General features: G+C 42.3%; 22 protein-coding genes. 16 read left to right on the top strand and 6 right to left on the bottom strand.

Annotation, left to right across the window (positions count from 1 at the left end):
- The 3 genes from R2Q84_RS23870 to R2Q84_RS23860 all read right to left on the bottom strand — a co-directional run.
- The coding region (locus tag R2Q84_RS23870) for an SOS response-associated peptidase family protein (RefSeq protein WP_316819123.1) at positions 1–440 on the bottom strand (440 nt) is incomplete at its 3' end.
- 2 nt (positions 441–442) lie between these two features.
- Complete coding sequence (locus tag R2Q84_RS23865; RefSeq protein WP_316819122.1) at positions 443–691, bottom strand: hypothetical protein; 249 nt, start codon at positions 689–691, stop codon at positions 443–445.
- 30 nt (positions 692–721) lie between these two features.
- A complete protein-coding gene (locus tag R2Q84_RS23860) occupies positions 722–919 on the bottom strand; it encodes a hypothetical protein (protein ID WP_316819121.1) in 198 nt (65 codons plus the stop codon).
- A 452-nt stretch (positions 920–1,371) separates the two neighbouring features.
- Between R2Q84_RS23860 and R2Q84_RS23855 the strand changes: the two genes are divergently transcribed.
- The 7 genes from R2Q84_RS23855 (at position 1,372) to R2Q84_RS23825 (ending at position 8,495) form a co-directional block, all read left to right on the top strand.
- Entirely contained in the window at positions 1,372–1,794 is a 423-nt protein-coding gene (locus R2Q84_RS23855) for a hypothetical protein (RefSeq protein WP_316819120.1), read from the top strand.
- Between the two features lie 4 nt (positions 1,795–1,798).
- Positions 1,799–2,557 (top strand): Cthe_2314 family HEPN domain-containing protein, encoded by a 759-nt coding sequence (locus tag R2Q84_RS23850; RefSeq protein ID WP_316819119.1) that lies wholly within the window; start codon positions 1,799–1,801, stop codon positions 2,555–2,557.
- A 172-nt stretch (positions 2,558–2,729) separates the two neighbouring features.
- Entirely contained in the window at positions 2,730–3,449 is a 720-nt protein-coding gene (locus tag R2Q84_RS23845; protein WP_316819118.1) for a hypothetical protein, read from the top strand.
- A 197-nt stretch (positions 3,450–3,646) separates the two neighbouring features.
- Complete coding sequence (locus R2Q84_RS23840; protein WP_316819117.1) at positions 3,647–4,114, top strand: JAB domain-containing protein; 468 nt, start codon at positions 3,647–3,649, stop codon at positions 4,112–4,114.
- 71 nt (positions 4,115–4,185) lie between these two features.
- Positions 4,186–5,157 (top strand): PIN domain-containing protein, encoded by a 972-nt coding sequence (locus R2Q84_RS23835; RefSeq protein ID WP_316819116.1) that lies wholly within the window; start codon positions 4,186–4,188, stop codon positions 5,155–5,157.
- Positions 5,158–5,471: 314 nt separating this feature from the next.
- Positions 5,472–6,728 carry an aminotransferase class I/II-fold pyridoxal phosphate-dependent enzyme gene (locus R2Q84_RS23830; protein ID WP_316819115.1) on the top strand — a complete coding sequence of 419 codons (1,257 nt, stop codon included), beginning with the start codon at positions 5,472–5,474 and terminating at the stop codon, positions 6,726–6,728.
- A 21-nt stretch (positions 6,729–6,749) separates the two neighbouring features.
- Positions 6,750–8,495 (top strand): hypothetical protein, encoded by a 1,746-nt coding sequence (locus R2Q84_RS23825; protein WP_316819114.1) that lies wholly within the window; start codon positions 6,750–6,752, stop codon positions 8,493–8,495.
- A 64-nt stretch (positions 8,496–8,559) separates the two neighbouring features.
- Here the strand turns inward: R2Q84_RS23825 and R2Q84_RS23820 are convergent, their stop codons facing one another.
- Entirely contained in the window at positions 8,560–8,796 is a 237-nt protein-coding gene (locus R2Q84_RS23820; RefSeq protein WP_316819113.1) for a hypothetical protein, read from the bottom strand.
- Between the two features lie 359 nt (positions 8,797–9,155).
- Here R2Q84_RS23820 and R2Q84_RS23815 point away from each other — a divergent pair, with 359 nt between their 5' ends.
- From R2Q84_RS23815 to R2Q84_RS23805, 3 genes are all read left to right on the top strand, one after another.
- Positions 9,156–9,434, top strand: coding sequence for a hypothetical protein (locus tag R2Q84_RS23815; protein ID WP_316819112.1), 279 nt, complete (start codon positions 9,156–9,158; stop codon positions 9,432–9,434).
- 260 nt (positions 9,435–9,694) lie between these two features.
- Positions 9,695–10,759: a hypothetical protein gene (locus tag R2Q84_RS23810; protein WP_316819111.1), complete on the top strand. Its 1,065-nt coding sequence runs from the start codon at positions 9,695–9,697 to the stop codon at positions 10,757–10,759.
- Between the two features lie 278 nt (positions 10,760–11,037).
- Positions 11,038–11,967, top strand: coding sequence for a toprim domain-containing protein (locus tag R2Q84_RS23805; protein ID WP_316819110.1), 930 nt, complete (start codon positions 11,038–11,040; stop codon positions 11,965–11,967).
- Positions 11,968–11,971: 4 nt separating this feature from the next.
- On the opposite strand, the gene R2Q84_RS23800 is transcribed toward R2Q84_RS23805, so the two are convergent.
- Positions 11,972–13,303, bottom strand: a complete 1,332-nt coding sequence (locus R2Q84_RS23800; RefSeq protein WP_316819109.1) for a hypothetical protein — start codon at positions 13,301–13,303, stop codon at positions 11,972–11,974.
- Positions 13,304–13,640: 337 nt separating this feature from the next.
- Here R2Q84_RS23800 and R2Q84_RS23795 point away from each other — a divergent pair, with 337 nt between their 5' ends.
- The 6 genes from R2Q84_RS23795 to R2Q84_RS23770 all read left to right on the top strand — a co-directional run bounded on the left by R2Q84_RS23795 (position 13,641) and on the right by R2Q84_RS23770 (position 17,013).
- The gene (locus R2Q84_RS23795) at positions 13,641–14,066 is read left to right on the top strand and encodes a plasmid mobilization protein (protein WP_316819108.1); all 426 of its coding nucleotides are present in this window, start codon (positions 13,641–13,643) and stop codon (positions 14,064–14,066) included.
- A gap of 120 nt (positions 14,067–14,186) precedes the next feature.
- The gene (locus R2Q84_RS23790; RefSeq protein WP_316819107.1) at positions 14,187–14,510 is read left to right on the top strand and encodes a hypothetical protein; all 324 of its coding nucleotides are present in this window, start codon (positions 14,187–14,189) and stop codon (positions 14,508–14,510) included.
- Positions 14,479–15,678, top strand: coding sequence for a relaxase/mobilization nuclease domain-containing protein (locus R2Q84_RS23785; RefSeq protein WP_316819106.1), 1,200 nt, complete (start codon positions 14,479–14,481; stop codon positions 15,676–15,678). The genes R2Q84_RS23790 and R2Q84_RS23785 overlap by 32 nt, the downstream gene beginning before the upstream one ends.
- 12 nt (positions 15,679–15,690) lie before the next feature.
- Positions 15,691–16,362, top strand: a complete 672-nt coding sequence (locus R2Q84_RS23780) for a ParA family protein (protein WP_316819105.1) — start codon at positions 15,691–15,693, stop codon at positions 16,360–16,362.
- Complete coding sequence (locus R2Q84_RS23775) at positions 16,355–16,714, top strand: hypothetical protein (protein WP_316819104.1); 360 nt, start codon at positions 16,355–16,357, stop codon at positions 16,712–16,714. The genes R2Q84_RS23780 and R2Q84_RS23775 overlap by 8 nt, the downstream gene beginning before the upstream one ends.
- The gene (locus R2Q84_RS23770; RefSeq protein ID WP_316819103.1) at positions 16,711–17,013 is read left to right on the top strand and encodes a hypothetical protein; all 303 of its coding nucleotides are present in this window, start codon (positions 16,711–16,713) and stop codon (positions 17,011–17,013) included. The genes R2Q84_RS23775 and R2Q84_RS23770 overlap by 4 nt, the downstream gene beginning before the upstream one ends.
- An 11-nt stretch (positions 17,014–17,024) precedes the next feature.
- Here R2Q84_RS23770 and R2Q84_RS23765 read toward each other — a convergent pair whose 3' ends face one another.
- The gene (locus tag R2Q84_RS23765) at positions 17,025–17,693 is read right to left on the bottom strand and encodes an energy transducer TonB (protein ID WP_316819102.1); all 669 of its coding nucleotides are present in this window, start codon (positions 17,691–17,693) and stop codon (positions 17,025–17,027) included.
- Between the last annotated feature and the right edge of the window lie 3 nt (positions 17,694–17,696).

The following is a 17,696-nucleotide window of genomic DNA, read 5'->3' as shown; positions in this document are numbered from 1 at the left end:
ACACCTACCTGATAGGGGATTTTTTCTGTGGCTTTTAGTAGTTGACCTTTCTTCCCATAGGTAGGTATATGCATGGATTCTACCAGTCCAGTTGACAATACCAGACAGCGGCGCTGACGACCTGCTTCAGCCCACATAGATTTTTTACCGTCTTCCTTTTTAAACAGGTTTTCGCCTTTGAAATTCAGCGTTGTGTATTTCAACCGGAAAAGTTTCGCTTCAGTACGATCTTTCGCATAACCTGGAATATAACCCCATTCCGCCTGTTGGATCTCAAAATCCCTCCTATCGTCTGTAGGGACAATAATCGCACATGGTGGATAATTAAATCCATTGTGAACCCCTACGTCCAGAAAATCATAATCTTTCACCGCTTTTTCCAATTGCTTCAATTGAATAAATTCAGCCCTGGTTACCCTTTGTCCGTTGTAATAACACATAATTATTTCCTTTTAGCCCGAATGTACGCCGCGATTAACTTCCCTATTTGTTCTGCTTCCGACTGCCTTCCCTGTGGAATGGAAGTCCAGAACTTTTGATCCCCTAAGCCTAAGCCCACAGTAATCACGAGTGGTTTCTTGTCATCATTGAAATGGATGTGAAAGATTCGCTTACCTGCCAGTTCGTGCTCTGACACCTTGATACTGTTTCCCTCCCATTCCAAATCAAAAGGTGGTTCAATTTCCCTCATGATTAAATTTACGGAAATTTGATTTCAAAATCAATCCTTATTCGAAGCCTTCTTTTCCTTAGGATGATCCTCAAAATACTCACGGGCTTTACTCAGACCAGTGGCTATTGCCAATCCCTCGTCTCCACTTTCTTTTAGTATTTCGTTAGCTATTTCTACAGCTTTCTCGCGAATATAAGCTGGCTGATTTTTATAGGATGGCGGGTAATCTTCTTTAGTCCACGGCATAATTCCTCCTTTTCTTTATAAACAAACATTGCACCCCAAAGTTCTGAGGAACCGTCCAACCTCATCACCCAAACTAACCTCGTTGGTCACATTTGTATTTCCAATTAGTATATTTAAATGTTTAAATAACCTCGATGAAGAAAATAATTGACTATCTCCCTTTACTCTCTGTTTGCCTTATCTATTTTGGATTTTGTAACCTTCATGCATATTATAAGGAATTTAATATTGATATTTATGTATACATCACCACAACCGAAATTATCATGGCCTTTTTTCCGACGATAGTTTTTGTTAGTGGAATTGTGAGCACCTCGCTAATTCAGGAATTTGTTGGTAAACAAAATGTGACCTATGTAAAAGATGTGGAAGTAGAAATCGAAGCAACTCGGTCAAAGACTAGCAAATTTATTCGCTGGCTATTTCAATCGTTTTTTACCTAGCTTTTAATTATGGTTGCGATACAAATATCCATTAAACTGATTCTAAAACACTTTTTCTACTACAAAGCTTATGATTTCCAAGAATTCAATCTATATGCTTCTGCGTTTATGTTATTGGGACTTATCTGGTTTATTAGACATACAGGTCGAATGGATTCTATTCGCAACAAACCAACGATAGTTGCCATAAGTATTGTGTGTTATATTGGAATGCAGATCAGCAGCTACCGAAAACTCGATGCAGAACGTATAAAAGCAGGCATACCGAATCATGAATTAAGTTTCACCTATCATTCAAAACCAGTGACTACGGGTAAAAACCTAATGTTTATAGGACAAACTACTGGAAATATGTTTTTTTACGAACCAAAGGGGGATAGAACACTTGTTTTTAAAACTTCAGATATAGATTCGCTGATCATCAAAAACTAACGCAATGAACGAAAACCCTTTAATAAAACACTTTACATCTTTAGCTTCAGACCTGATTAAGAATACCGATTCCGGAAAGCGATCGGAAAATGGCTTCCATCCAAATCGCGAACTATTTAAACACGAAAAATATTTTTATGACTGCTTTCAGGGAATGGGAACGATTCATACTCTTATGCGACAATTAGATCAAAGTGCTGTCTTTTTTGCAAATTTCCGTTCTACAAAGTCAATGAAAAAGCTCGACATCAATCGCTTTGATCACATGGTATATCATTTAGAAAGCTATGTACTTAGGATAACTGGCATTTTGGATCGTCTGCTGATTTTTGTGAATCAGGTTATAGGACTTGGTTTGGAAGACGCGAGCTGCAAACCACATATGATGTTAACTGGTAAAAATGGAAAAATTGGTCCAGTAACTTCAAGAGTTAAAGCTATTGGTGGTTTGTTCGAGTCCTTAGTTTCCGTACGGAGCTTTGTAGATAAATACAGAGAGCAACGTAATGAGGTTGCACACAGCAATCGTTGGGAAGCACAAGATATGCGAAGGATTGAAATGCTACACATCGTGCTTTCAAAGACAGAGGATCCAGAAATTCTTGAACGTGAATTTATCATTAAGCGGGAAACAGATTTAAAAATGTGGGAATACAAGGCGCAAATGATAAATTCGACTGAAAAACTCAAGACTCTCGTTGCAGACGTCTTTGCTATTCTACTAGTATGCTTCGATGACAAATATAATTCCCTAAAAAATTGAAAATAATATCGATTTAGAGGATCCCAAATAGATAATCACACTAGTTCAGTAGTAGCCAATCTCCTCAATTAATTTAAGATTTTTCTGAAAATTGGGGTGTTTGTTTACGATAAAAAAGAAAACTGTACCGTCACTTCTCAATTAGTATTGGATTACTACATTTGCAGCACCTATGATTGCAACCCTCCCCTTATATCTGACCATCAGTTTCCTGTTGACTACCATCCTGGCAGTGGGAATGGTTTCCTTCCTGTTCAATACTGCTTCAAAGCTAATGGGTAAAAGCTCATCACGATCAGTTATGGTTGTTATTTTACTCTGGCTTACCGTCCAGGCTATACTTAGTTTCCTTGGCGTCTATACTGAATATCCGGAATCCATACCTCCTAAAATCATCTTGTTTGGCGTCATTCCGGCACTGATCACAATTGCGCTCATCTTCTGGACACGAAAAGGAAGGTCATTCATTGACCGTTTGTCTATGCAAATGTTGACCTACGTTCACATCATTAGAATACCTGTGGAGCTGGTACTTTATGGATTATTTCTAAATGGTGCGGTTCCGGAATTGATGACGTTTGAAGGCAGAAACTTTGATATATTGGCCGGAATCACTGCTCCATTGGTTGGATTTTTTGGGGTTGGACGAAGTATGATGGGAAAGCTTTCGCTATTATGCTGGAACTTCATCTGTCTGGGACTGCTGTTCAATATCGTGATTAATGCAGTGCTTTCTGCGCCATCTCCGTTTCAGCAGTTTGGATTTGATCAGCCAAACATTGCTATTCTAAGTTTTCCTTTCAGCTGGCTACCTACTTATATTGTTCCACTGGTCCTGTTTGCGCATCTGGCTGCAATCAGGAAATTGATTATACTTAAGTCTAACCAGTAATATTGTTTTTTCCTGGCTTAATTCTTCACCAACCTCAATAGCACCAAAGATCCGGTACGCTTCGCCAAAGGAGAATCCATAAAATGGGTTTCCTAAAGGAGCCTCCGCATTTTCTGTATCTTCCCTTTGCTTTTTCATCTCTGGTGCCATCGGTAAAGCTTCATAATTAATTCAGTTGCTATCAAAAAGAAAAAATTATGAAAGCGAAATCAAATTTATCATTGTTCCAGGTGTCTGAGATTACAGTAAGTTATCACCCGAAATTTAAAGCTTATGAACGGCCCAGAATCAGCTCAGCCAAATCCGCCTACGAGATTCTAATCAATAACTGGAATCTGGATAAGATCGAAATGGTGGAGCAGGCATACATCCTGTTGTTGAATCAGGCCAACAATGTGATCGGCATGTCTGAAATCTCCTGTGGTGGTATTGCCGGTACTGTGATTGATCCGAAAGTCATATTTGGGATTGCGTTAAAGGCAAATGCAAGTTATGTAATTCTTGCGCATAATCATCCCTCAGGTAACATCAGGCCCAGTGAAGCGGATAAACAGATCACAAGAAAATTGGTTGAAGTTGGAAAATTATTAAATCTTTATGTCTTAGATCACCTGATTGTGACGCGCCACCGATTCTTTTCATTTGGCGATGAATGGCTGATGTAAAAGCTGATGAAATCAGCAATTAGTTTTCCTGAAAGAAAGAATTATATTGTTCGAACTTTTTAAAGAACAGTATGGTAAAAGTATTAATAGACACTTGCGTATGGCTGGAGCTGGCCAAGACTCCGGATAAAATCAAACTATTGAACGTGATAAATGATCTTTTGGATCAACAATTTCTCTGTCTACTGATTCCTAAACCGATATTAGATGAGATTCAGCGAAATAAAGAGCGTATTATAACCGATAGCAACAAAGGACTGCAGTCTGCAGTTAAGAAAGCCAAATTAGTTGTAGAAGCTCATGGAGAAAGTCAAAATAAGAAAGCTGTTATAGAACATTTAAATAACGTTGGATTTAAGATAAACAGTTTGCAAGAATCTAGTCTTCATGTTATTAAAATGGTAGAAACTTTGTTATCTAAGGCCTCTACAATGGAAGTGACAGATGATATCATCGTAAAAGCTGCACATCGTGCAATTGATAAAAGAGCACCATTTCACAGGAGCAAAAACAGCATGAATGATGCAATAATTATGGAGTGTTTTGGAAAGTGTATCGCCGAAAAAGATGAAAATGATCAGTTCTATTTTGTTTCTTTAAATGTCAATGACTTTAGCAACACTACTGTAAATAACAATTTACCGCATCCGGATTTTGCTGATTACTTTAGCAGACCAAATCATCATTATTCAATAGATCTTGAAGAAACGATTCGAAAAATAGAACCTGAACTAGTAGAGGAATTATTCGCAGATCAAGATGATTATTTTGAAGAACCAAGATTATTATCTGAGATTCTAGATGCTGAAAATGAATTGTTCGATAAAATCTGGTACAACAGGCATCTCGATTCACTGTTCGACCAAAACGGGAACTTTGACCTCTCTAAATCCCACCCGGGTTATTCAGCCGCATTGAAAATTGAAAAAAAATATGGGCGAGAAAATTTGAGATGGGATGATTTTGAATGGGGAATGCTAAATGGAAAGTTATCTGCACTTAGATGGGTATTAGGTGATGACTGGGATTTTCTTGACACCTAATTTAAGCAGTTTATTGATTTCAACACCTGCCCGCTCTTTATTTTTAGAATGCATATCGGTCTAAATCTATTCTGCTGCTCCAGAACTGGAGAGCTACTGAAAAACTTTAATTGAATTTTGCATTGCCGGGCGGTCTTTTCCGTTCGGCTTATTTGTTATGAACGAGATATTTTATGGTGCTTGTTTTTATTGTTTTTGTTTTGACTTTGGATTGCTTTGTTGTGGACAACTATTGCCCGCTAAGTCGGCGGTTCCCGAATTAAGGGGATTTAGTTTTGAGGCATTATTCATTTAAACTCAAAACTATTAATGCTATGAAAATTGATTTCGAAAAAGCAAGCTTCAAGGATTTTGAAGACATTGAAGGTAAAGATCCTTTCGCCCGGGCGAGTTTGTTTCACGATTATTCCGTTGCGCTTCGTGCCTCTGGCCACATGAATTACCGCCAGCTTGCCCTGACTGGGTGTGGTCCTGAAATGGACCTTTTGATTCCGGGAAATCCCAATTCAACTTTTGTCAGTTTGGTCTCTAACGATTATCTGGGTTTTACCCAGCATCCGGAAGTTAAAGCGGCTGCGATTGCAGCCATCGAGGAGTTTGGTTCCGGTGCGGGGGCGTCCCCTGCTATTGGCGGTCACTTCTCTTATCATGAGGAATTGGAAAGTAAGATTGCTGGATTTTTCAAACGAGAATCTGCGATCATTTACACGACTGGTTATACCGCCAATTCTGCTTCCCTGCAATGTTTGCTGCGCAAAAGCGATCTTGCGATTCTGGATGCGGCTGTGCATGCGAGTGTTTATGAAGGTTGTTTACTGACGAATGTGAAGACATTTCCGCACAACAACCTGGATGCTTTGGAAAGAATTCTTGCTGCTGCTAAAGACAAATACCGCACCCGGATGGTAGTGATTGACGGGGTGTATTCTCAGGATGGGGACCTCGCTCCTCTTTCTCAGATTGTTGCCCTGGTCAAAGCTTATGGGGCTTACCTTGTGCTGGATGATGCGCATGGAACCGGGGTGATTGGTGAGACGGGTCGTGGGGTGATAGAGTTAGAGAATCTGTATGATCAGGTAGATATCATCACTGGTACCTTTTCAAAGACTTTTGCGCATGTGGGTGGCTACCTGGTTGCGGATCCCAAACTGATTAACTTCCTAAAATTCCAGTCCCGTCAGCATTTGTTTTCCGCCACCTCCACTCCTGCTGCCTGCGCGATATTGAAGGCCATTGATCTGGTAGATGAGGAACCATTCTGGATGGGCAGGTTGCATGAAAATGTGGCTTACCTGAAGTCTGGTTTGATTTCTCTGGGTCTGAACATTGGGCCGACGGAATCGGCGATCATTCCGGTGAAGATAGGGCCCATCCGGCAGAATGCGGAGGTGTGTAAGTTGTTACTGGATGCCGGCATCTATACCAATCAGATCAACTACCCTGCGGTGTCAAGAAAGGATGCAAGAATCCGGATGTCTGTGATGGCCACACATACCGTGGAGCAGCTGGATAAAGTCCTGAATGCCTGGGAATGGGTCGTCACCAAAAGGAACATTAAAAACTTTGAATAACAATTTAGACTAGGAATAACAATGGCAACACCAAGGCGTCGGGAACGCAAAAGAGACAGATCCACGACCATGCGAAAATTCGTATGGGCGATTGGAAGTCTTTTGACCCGGTTTGGCTTTAATGGGTTGAAGGTGGAAAAGATTGCTTATGAGGCCGGTCACGACAGCAGTCTGATCACCAGATATTTTGGCAGTCTTTCGGGTCTTCAGCGGGCCTATGTGATGGAGATCGATTACTGGGTCCCGTTTTTTGAACGGTTCATACTTTCTCCTGACGCTGACATTGCCGAAATTAAAACGATGTTCAACGCGCTCTTCAAAGAAAACTTCAATGTATTTTTAAAGAACGTAGAATTTCAAAATATCATCCTGTGGCAGATTTCCGAAAACAATGCCCTGATGCGGGAGATTTCTGACGGCCGTGAGGCTCGCGGAGAAACCTTGTTTAAGCTCACCGATCCCTCTTTTGAGGGGACTGATGTGAACTTTAGGGCAGTTTCGGGTTTGCTGCTGGGTGGTATCTATTATATGGTACTCCAGGCGCGGAGTATAAAAGGAGCAGTTTGCGGCATCGATCTGAACAGGGAACCCGATCAGTTGCTGGTGTTGCAGACTATAGAACAGATCATCACCTGGGCATGTAATGCTGCCGGGGATGATCATAAAGTAAATACTGAACCTTCCAATATGATTAACTACGATTTTGAATTGCTTGAGAGTTTGGCCATCCAGTTGTCAGCGAAAACCGAGGAACCGGGTGTGCAGGCAGATCTCGTACTGAAAAGTGAAACACGAAAGCTGAACAAGCTGATTCCACAGCATATGCTGACGCTAACTAATGATACCCAGATGTCTAGTTTCCTGAAACTTACCTTGAACCGGCTCCGGGAGATCTGCGATCAGCTGTATGTTCCGGCTAATCCGGTAAATGCGAATGCACAGGAAATACTGAACCTGATTTCCAATGTCATGAGACATTTTTCGGACGTCGTTCCTCCTCAGGTGATATTGCCAAGGTTATTTGGCTTTCAGCAATCTGAGGCTACGAACATGCAATGGCAGGCCCTGAAACAAAAGATGGAGGCGTTCGGTACGGATCCGTTTCTGATTGATGCGGTTTACAAACCCTTCAGAAAATTTATTCATGCGGGTCCCGCTGCAACATGGGGCGATTACCAGTATCTGAAGATCTATAGTAAAACGCTTGAAGAACAATTGAAAACGGCCGTCAAAGATCAGACTTCATTGATGGAATTGCTGATCGGATTGGGTCACAATCACCCTTGCTTCAGTGTTTTCTTTACCGATAGTTTGAAAGCCCGGATCAGCGGACAACGTGAACAGCTCCGTTGCAGCATTTTACTGGAGACCAGAACCCGGATCGGACAGCTGGTTTGTTGGACGGGTTTATCTTTTCAGCCCTGTAAATTGCCTATTGTGGAGGAACTGAGCAAATGGATTGATCTGGAATTGGCCAGAACACCGCTCGCCGCTGAAAACGGGGTAAATGAACTGAGTTTGATTACGCCATTCAATGCGACGCAATTAGCGGTATGGCGCAAACTGGAATATGATGCGGGGATTTATGTGGAAACGAATCTGGATGTGTTTTCGGAGAAAGTCGCCAGTAACTTTATGACCAAGGGTGGCGTCAGACTTTCACAATTCAGTGTGAAATCAAAATTGTATGCAAAAGAGCAGGCGATCTACAAAGGTCTTGAAGGTTATGCCTTGAAGATGTTAGAAGAGATCAGACGCTTTTTGTAAGATCTACCTATTTAAGCTTTTGGGGTGATCAGGCGGTGCGTGCCTGCATTGCCCCTTCTGCTTTTCAGGGGTCGATCAGATCGCCAAGCTGGTGGCGGACCATATAGCTGACATACTCATGGATCAGCAGGGTGTTAAAGCCTTCCATTTTCTCCAGTTCCTCAGTCCGCTGTGCGTTGACCTGGCCCAGATTGGTAAACCCTAACGTCTTCATGGTATCTTTAAATTCTTCGCTGAATTCCAGCGTTTGGATTGGGACTTGCAACAGCTCCAGCGCTGTTTGATTTTGCTGCTCGTTCATTATTCTGATATTATGGCCCTGCTGCCCCGGTGCAGGGGTTGTAAAATGATAAAGCGCGGGACACAAACCATTAACCGCCTTAGAGGCCCCGCGAAGAGCCGTGAGAACAGAAAACAGCTGCGCCCGCGCTTTAGCACAGGCGAGCAGCATTATTTTTCCTTGTTCTCTTTTGAAATTTCGCGGGTTTCTAAGACAAGTTCAAATAGCTGTCGCTATCAAATATTTTTTACACTGCGAATGTAAGAAAAACTCTCTTTGAATGCATCCCCCTTTGGGAAAAGTTATGCACGCTTTCATTGGGGGTATATGTGCAGGGTATATACTCTTTTGCTTAAAAACTACCTCATTTCTTTGCATCCATGAATCTGAAAGCATTAGGTTTCCTGATTAAAGATGCGGTGTCGGAAGGTGCGGACAAAGTTATGGCTGATTCCGCGGCTTTACCCGAGACTTTAACCAAAGCGCAGGCATTCCGCCAGTTTGGGCAGATCAATGTGCAGCGCTGGTTACAGGAAGGCCTGATTCATGCGGTCCGAATGGATGGCATGGGTTCTAAAAAAAGATTTGACCGGTTTAAGCTCGAGGCTGTGGCCAGGGTGAGTAACCGGACGACTGATCTTCCCGTTGCTGAGCGCTAGGAAGATCAAAAATTGTACTTTCTCATAAAGGGTTGAAGCGTTATTTTGTGATACTCAGAATAACAAAAGTGTAGCCAGGCTTGCTCCAGTTGATCTTTAGATCTCTGGACAGGCGGCGATCCATTGGCAGCCGGATTCCGGTGGGAATGTAAATTCTTACGTGCGTAGACCTTATAACAATTAGGGAGACATCAACAGATCGTCTCCCTTTTTGCTTTTTATTCCTTTCTGCCCTTGAATTCTCAACTAAATACACAGCTATGGATATCAATACACTGAGCCGCATCGACAGGGCAGTCGCTGATAACATCAAGGATATCCAGCGTTCCTTTGGTTCGCAGGCCGGACTGGTACAGGATTTTATTGTTTTTATTTCCCGCCGCCTCAAAACAGACTTGTTCGGATATACCAGGTTTACGCTGCAGGAATTCTGCAAACAAACTGGTCGCCGCAGGCAGGAACTGGCCCTGATCCATCCCGATTTCGCTTCAGGTAAAGTATTGCCTCCTGTAATTCAGGGCTATGCTTTTGATACGGTAATGGACTATGCGCTCTACAGCATGATGGAACGCAACATTATCTTTTCAGCCCGTTATGAAGTCCGGGAAAAAGACGAGGTGATCCAGATGCAGAACTTCCCGATTTTAAAGGATCTAAAACTGAATTTCAGCCGAAGGGATAAAGAGCAAAAGGTCTATGAGATTCGGCTTTCAGATGAACTCCTTCAGGGTTTCTTAAGCAGGTATTATACCATAGATGCGGAAAGCTACCGCCTGGTGGGTAAAGGCCGTGGTGGAGACAGTCGCAAAAAACTGCTGCTGTACCTGAGCAAGCTCAGCCATGTGCTGACCAGTACCGGTAAAACCGAAACGCTGATTCCGCTGGACAGGCTCTGTTTGTTTGCGGACATTACTGATCCCAAGCCTTCACATAAAAAGCAGAATCTGCTGCGTATGTTAAGTTACATTCAGCAAACCGGGCATTTCCCTATGCAGTTTGACTTCGTATCCAGGCCCGCTTACAGCGTGCGGCTGTTATTTATGGCTGGTCATAACCGCCGTATTTTTCAGACGGAGCATAACTTCTATTTCCGGCTGATTTCTGGTCTGCGTGGGATTTTTGCGCTGAGTAAAATGCGACAGCATCTGGATGAAGATCCTTTTCAGTACTGGCTGGTGAATGCGCATCTGGATATAGAAGCCAAAGCACAAGTGCTGGCACAGACATATTACATCTGTTTAAATCTGACCATAACACATACCTACGCCATTACCCTGATCCAAAGCGGAGAATTCCTGAAACCTTACCTGCAGCTTGTCCAGTAGTTCGCTCCTGATGTCCGCTATTGCGGAAGGATGTCCGGTAATTCGGAGCATAGAGCTTTTCATGTCCGATAACTCGGCACCAATGTCTGGTAATTCGCCATTCGCTGGTTTGTATGTCCGGTAATTCGGATTCAGGATTTGATTTAATCTATTGCTGTAGTCAGATGTCCGCTCTTTCGCCGCGGAATCAGACCTCTTCCCTATCTAGGCATAGTTAGATGTCCGAAGGTTCGGCCAATAAAATAGATCAATACACTTAATAAATAACCTAATAACCAATGAACACGCTAACAGAAAAAGCAAAGCACATCAAAGCGACGGTGTCGCTGACTGATTTTTTAAACCGTTTGGGTTTCCAGCCTCATGGCAGACCTGCAAAAGAAACCATGTACATCAGTATGCTCCGGGAATCCGATACCAATGCCTCATTCAGTGTCAATGAAAAACTTGGCTGCTGGTACGACCATGGTCTGGGTAAAGGGGGTAACATCATCGACTTCGCACAGGCTTACTGGAAAAATACCTCTTTCAAAGAGACCATTGAAAAAATAGAAAGTGTCTGCAACCTCAACCTCGGAAAAATCGGTTATCCGTTAAATCCCCGGCCACGCATCAAGATGGCGGTGAAGCTACCGAATTACAAAATACAAGAAATTAAACCCTTCGGCTCTACCGAAGGAATCAATGCTTATCTGAAATCCCGTGGTGTCTTTTCAGCCGCTGAAGGCCTGATGCAGGAGCTCCATTATTATGTGGAGGATGAAAAGAAAAACCGCAAAAACTATTTTGCAGCAGGTTGGCAGAATGAAGTTGGAGGCTGGGAAGTTCGGAACAAATATTTCAAAGGCTGCCTTGGTAAGAAGGGAATTACACTCTTACCAGGTGATAACAGGCAGCTGGCTGTATTTGAAGGATTTTTCAACTACCTGAGCTGGCGAACGGAAAACCCGACTTCTGGCAAAAGTATTCTGGTACTCAATTCCCTGGCGCTGATTGACCAGGGCTTGGAAAAAGCTAAACAGTATTCGGATATTGATGTATACATGGATCACGATCCGGCAGGACATACGGCATTGAAACAATGGTTGAATGCGCTACCCTACTCCAGAGACAAATCCTCGGCATACAATAATTTCAATGATTACAACGATAAGTTAAAAGCAGACCTGAAGGCAGAACGAAAACTCTCATTGCAAAATTACAGATGATAAATTAACCTACTGCCAACGCATTGGTTTCGAAATAATCATTGATTTCCTTTTGGAGGACAATCATTTTTCTCAATATATCTTCGCTGTGACGTAGCTCATCCTGCTTACTAGTTAATTTTACACCGGCGGTTCTAAATTCCTCATATGCGTTCACCAATGTGGGATTTAGCATATTGAAGCGTTTCTCATAGGTATCACTATCATTTTTCTCTTCAACCGTGAGAGATCTGTAAAATGTGTTAAATAAATCAGTTCGTTTTTGATTGACGATTTTTTTCGATTCGTAAATCGATTCCAATCTGGTTACTTCATTTTGAATTTGTACAATGGAATATTCAAGATTCCTGACTGTTGAAGGTATACTTGATTGAATCCTGCGATTGCAGCTTAAAATACGATTGATATAACCAGAAACCTGCATGATAGGTTCGAGTTCCTTGATGCTGTCAATAAAAGTAAGGGCACCGGCAATTTTCTCAGACTTGAATAAATCAGCGTTATAACCTCCAAAAGTTACCCTTTCAGATCGAACATATGGCAGGTCTCGAAATCCGTTGTTGGCCGTAATTAAATTGAAATCGTTCCCGATTAAGAATCTTTCCAGGCCTTTGACCATCACTTCACACTCTGAAATGATGTGTTTTTCAACGAATTGCCTTTCATTCCGGACCATGAGATTCCAGGCATCTGCTGTAAATTTCATTGCAGGTTCCCAACCGTCACTACAAATTGGGTGCTTAGCCGAATAATTGATCAGCTGAGCGCGCTCCACAAATCGATAAGCTACCCAATCAGAATAGGGTACTAGTGGAATATTTCGGTAGGTCAGGATGGTATAGAAGTGACTTGCATAACCGTAGCCGAAATTTGTTCGGTGTATTACAGAAAAATGTTCGTTCAGGACCTTAGGTTGAGCCCTCCACCCTAAGTACAGATGCGAATAGGCCAGCACTTGAGGTTCAAGTCTAACTTTATTGAGTTTTGTGTTTAAATTGCAAGCAACAACGTATTCCTCGATGGATTTTAAAATATCATCGTTGTATCGGTATGCTCCCGTCAAGTTAGATTTAATTCGTTCTGGATCGTATTCGAGATGACCATTAGCTTGGTCTGGATAACGAGCATAGTCCCAACTTTTAAATACGTTTTTTAGTGTGGAATTTTGAACAGCATTGTAAATTTCGGGTCCGTTCATCTTAAACTTTGGAAAGTTCTCTCTAAGCTTCTTTAATTCTTCAACATAAGGATTTTCAATTGTTATTTTATTTGGGGATATCAAATTGCTGTTCGGATCCTTTTGTAGGGAGAGAATGAAGTCTACGTTAATTTTCATAAAGCTAATTAAGTAAATTATTTTGACTTCAGCAGTAGTCTGAATTCAGAAACAATTTTTAGAATCCAGACTCGGTTATTGTATAAACTGAACAGAACGGAAAATAGCTTCCGGTAAACCGGAAATTCATTTCATGAATTTATTCCACCAGCTGATAAATCATCTGATGTAGGCTAAAACAAACCATTCTGCTTATCGCACAATGCTTTGACTTTTACCCTGCAAGATGTCTTTTCGTCGGACAGAAATTCCTTCGGAATGCTCTGGCCTTTACGAAAAGTATTTTGCCTTATGCTACGCATAAGGGGTTAAGCCTGCTCGCAACTCACAGTCTTTTATGGAAGAAAAAGCCTCCTCCGGTCGTCTTAAAAAAGGCAGACCTGCTGTTCCTGAAGGAAGCAGGCGAAGCAAAAAAATTGATGCACGTTTTACAGAAGCCGAATACGCGCGGATTCTTGCGCTGGAAAAGGCTTTGGGTATAAGTAAGACTGAAATTATTCGTGTAAGAGCTTTAAGCGGTACTACGCAGTTGGTGATCAATGCCAGGGAAATGATTTTTCAACTGGATCATATTGGCGCAGAACTGGCCAGAGTTGGCAACAACATCAATCAGTTGGCGAAATATGCCAATACCCTTCAAAAACGTGGAATGCTTTCAGAACAGATTGTGGAGCGTTTCAACTTACTTTTTCAGCAGCATATCAAAATCCAGCTGGATCTGGAAACTGCCTTGCGCAAAATCATCCGCCAGCTCAGTAAGTAATCATGGATTCATCAGTTCATTAATTCAACTGCTCAAAATTTCATTTGGTCTTGTATTCAAAGAATCAACAATTCATTGATTCAGGAATTCGATTGTTCAACATTTTAAAACCTAAAAATTATGCAAATCATCATTACATGGCAAATCGTGCTGTTCTTTTTAGCGGTCTACTTCAGTGTAAGGTATATCTATTTCGCCTTCTATATGTGGAATGCAGGCTATCCGGACCCTTTTAATCCTTTTTCCGGGTTGGATAGCAACCAATATTGGAACAGTGGTTATTATAACGGAAGAAAGGATGCTATAAGCGAATTGAAGGAAGTCAGCAACAGGCTCTCGGATCTGATGGACAATATGCAAAAGGATGCTGAACGCATCAACGAACATCCTTTTGTCAAATCACAAGCGGGTCATGATCGTGAAGATTCTGAAACCTTCGGCTAAGTTCAGTGGTGTGCGCTACAATACCAATAAAGCCGAAACCGGTAGAGGTGAACTGATGAAGGTTTCGGGCTTCGGGCCACTTCAGGCTTATAGCCAGCTGAAACCCGAGGACTACGTCAACTATCTGGAAATGGTTTCTGCGGGTAACAAAAGGGTTAAAAAGCCCCAGCTCCATGCCATTATATCTGCTAAAGGTAAATCCAGCAGTAAGGAAGAACTCACTGAGCTGGCAAAAAACTGGATGGAGAAAATGGGCTACAAAGACCAGCCTTACCTTTTAGTATTTCATAACGATACGAAAAATAACCATATCCATATGGTATCTACAAGGGTTGATAAACAAGGAAAAAAGATCAGCAGCGCCTTTGAAAAAATCCGGGCGATTACCCAGCTCAACAAGATCATGCAACAGGATGAGCACCAGATGGCAAGAAAAGATCTGGATAAAGCGCTGAAATATAGCATCAGTACCCAGGCTCAATTCATGATGGTTCTGGAAAGCAAGGGTTATATCCTTAACGAAAATGCAGATCGGATAGAGCTGATTAAATTTGGCAAAAAACTGGCGGAGGTGCCGCTCGCTGAAGTGAAACATCGTATTGAATGTGCTCAGAGAAACGATGTACGTGCAGGTCAGCTGACTGCGATTCTCCAGAAATATCGTAAGCAATATTCCGGGGTACTACGCGAAGAAACCACGCCACTACCGGGAGGATTGGAAAGAGGAAATGCTATTTACACTTCGGATCTGGCGGTCTTTCTGAAAGAGAAATTCAGCATACAGCTTATCTTTCATGGAAAACCTGGTAGGAATGCATATGGCTATACAGTCATAGACCATGCAGGGGCCAATGTTTACAAGGGTAGCGAGATTTTGGATCTGGCAGAGTTGACTGCTGATTTACTTTTAGAAAAAGAATTAATTGTTCCTGAGATGGTTGTTACAGCCTCCGATGATCAGCTGGTTTGCGAGCTAACAGCCAGCAAGCCTGAGGTTTTACTAAATAAAGTCGAGCTGTTACCTCTCGCTTTTACAGACTTGGAATCGCCGGTTTTTGTTCCTTATGAACAGCCGATAACCATTGACATTTCTGACGATATCGATGACGAGGCGATTCTGGGTAGAAACCGTAACCGAAAAAAGAAAGCCAGAACCAACACACGCTAATATTATTAAATCATGATCATATTAATCGGAAACCAGAAAGGAGGTGCAGGAAAAAGTACGCTGACCTTGATGCTGGCGAACTACCTATGTACGGAGAAGCAATGCCGGGTTACTGTGCTGGATATGGATTACCAGCAGTCGCTGGTTCAGAAATTCCAACGTGCGAAATTGTTGGAGAATCCAGAGGCCTACCAGGTCATTGCCGCCAGTCTGGAAAAATTCTCAGACTTATATCCCCTACTTCAGGAAAATCCTGAAGATCTGGTGCTGATTGACCTGCCTGGCAAACTGGATGATGACGGGCTGATTCCCTTGTTTCAATCTGCAAACCTGGTCATTTGCCCTTTTGGGTATGATGAGTTTAGTTTCAAATCGACGGTATTGTTTGCAGTGGTTCTCAACAAAATCAATCCGGAAATTGATATCGTTTTTGTCCCCAACAGGGTGAAGGCGAATGTTCGTTATGAAACCAGAGAGGAAGTCGATGAGCAGCTGCGTAAGTTTGGTGCTGTAGCCGGGGCCCTTCCTGATCGGGTAGATTTTCAACGGGTCAGCACCTTCTCTACTCCGGAAGCTATACGCCCGGTAATCCGGCCTGTTTTAGACCAGATTTTTGTGACCCATTTGTCTTTTTTGATGGATGACCTGTCCGCAAACGATTTAACTGCACATGACCATGAGTAAGATTAAAAGCCTGGCAGATCAGTTACGTGAGCAAATGGCTGTTCCTGCTGTGAGCCCGCTTGGTATGTCCTCGCAGGTTGAGCACTCAAAAAATAGGGCGCCAAAACCTGCTGAAACAATGGACCCGCTGCCGGATATTGTTGAACAAATCAAAGGCTATGACAGCTCGGGTAACAAAAGTATGGTACATGTTAAGCTGGATGCGCAAACGGCAAAGCTGGTCGGGCATTTCAAAATGGCCACGGGTGTAGACAACATTAAACTGGGTGCTTTTGCCATTAGGTATCTTTTTGATACCCACCCCGAACTCAAAACTTATATTAAAAATTTCATCCAAAACTTAGAATTATGAACTGGAGTACTTTTCTCTGCTACACAGGTATTTGTTACGCGACTTATTATTTGTTCATGCTGGCCATGGACAGCAGACGTTCTATTAAAAACAGTGGAAAACCTGAAACGACTATTCTGACCTTTTCCGAGGATCACTCACCTGAAAAGGTCATATTGGAAGACCTGAAACCGGGATTACAACCGGGAGAAATGAATAATGATGCGGCATCAGTCGGCCTTGGAGGGGTCTCCATGCAGGGGCTGTATGAACTTGCGCAAACTGAAGCCTTGCAATACACACGGTCGGTAAGTTTTTAGCTTCGCATTTTTTAGGCAAGAGAAAAACCAATGAGCAGCTCAACTTTTACAGAAACCGGTTTACCGTCTTCAATGACTGGCACCCAGTCAGCGGGATATAATCTGAATACCCGAAGCGCCTCTTCTTCTAATCCGTCTCCAATATTAGTTTCTGCTTTTTCATCGATCAGTTTGCCATCTTTAGAGAGTAGTGCTGTGATGTGAACTTTGCCCTGTGTATTTTTCTGTTGTGCTGTGGCGGGATAACGAATGGATTGCACCAGTACGCTGATCATTTTTGCATCTCCGCCAAGGTAAATATTTCGGGGAGTAAGCGCTTTAACAGCATTGCCCTGATCATCAAGCATGGTAATTTTGACAACCATTTTTGGCGCAGTTTCCTCAGAAAAAAGCCCGGTCGAAAAGTCATATTTATGAACCAGTTTTCCGCGGTTGTAACATTCCCATATGCCCGTCTTTTTGCCCTGGTCATATTGGCCATTTTCCGAGTAGCCGGAAAAGGAAAGCGAATAACTTCCATGTTTTACCTCTGGGTCGGATTTCAAAACTTCAAAGGTCTCTTTGATATTTAAGTAGTTGACCTTTTCTTTCCTGGTTACTTTTTTTGTCTCCTGAGCAGAAACGGTTGAGACCATCAAACTCAGTGAGCAAAGCAAGGTTAGGGTTTTCAATTTGATCATATG

This window comes from Pedobacter nyackensis, assembly GCF_032678475.1.
In the GTDB taxonomy this organism is placed as follows: Bacteria; Bacteroidota; Bacteroidia; order Sphingobacteriales; family Sphingobacteriaceae; genus Pedobacter; species Pedobacter nyackensis_A.
This window is presented reverse-complemented; position numbering and strand designations above follow the sequence as displayed.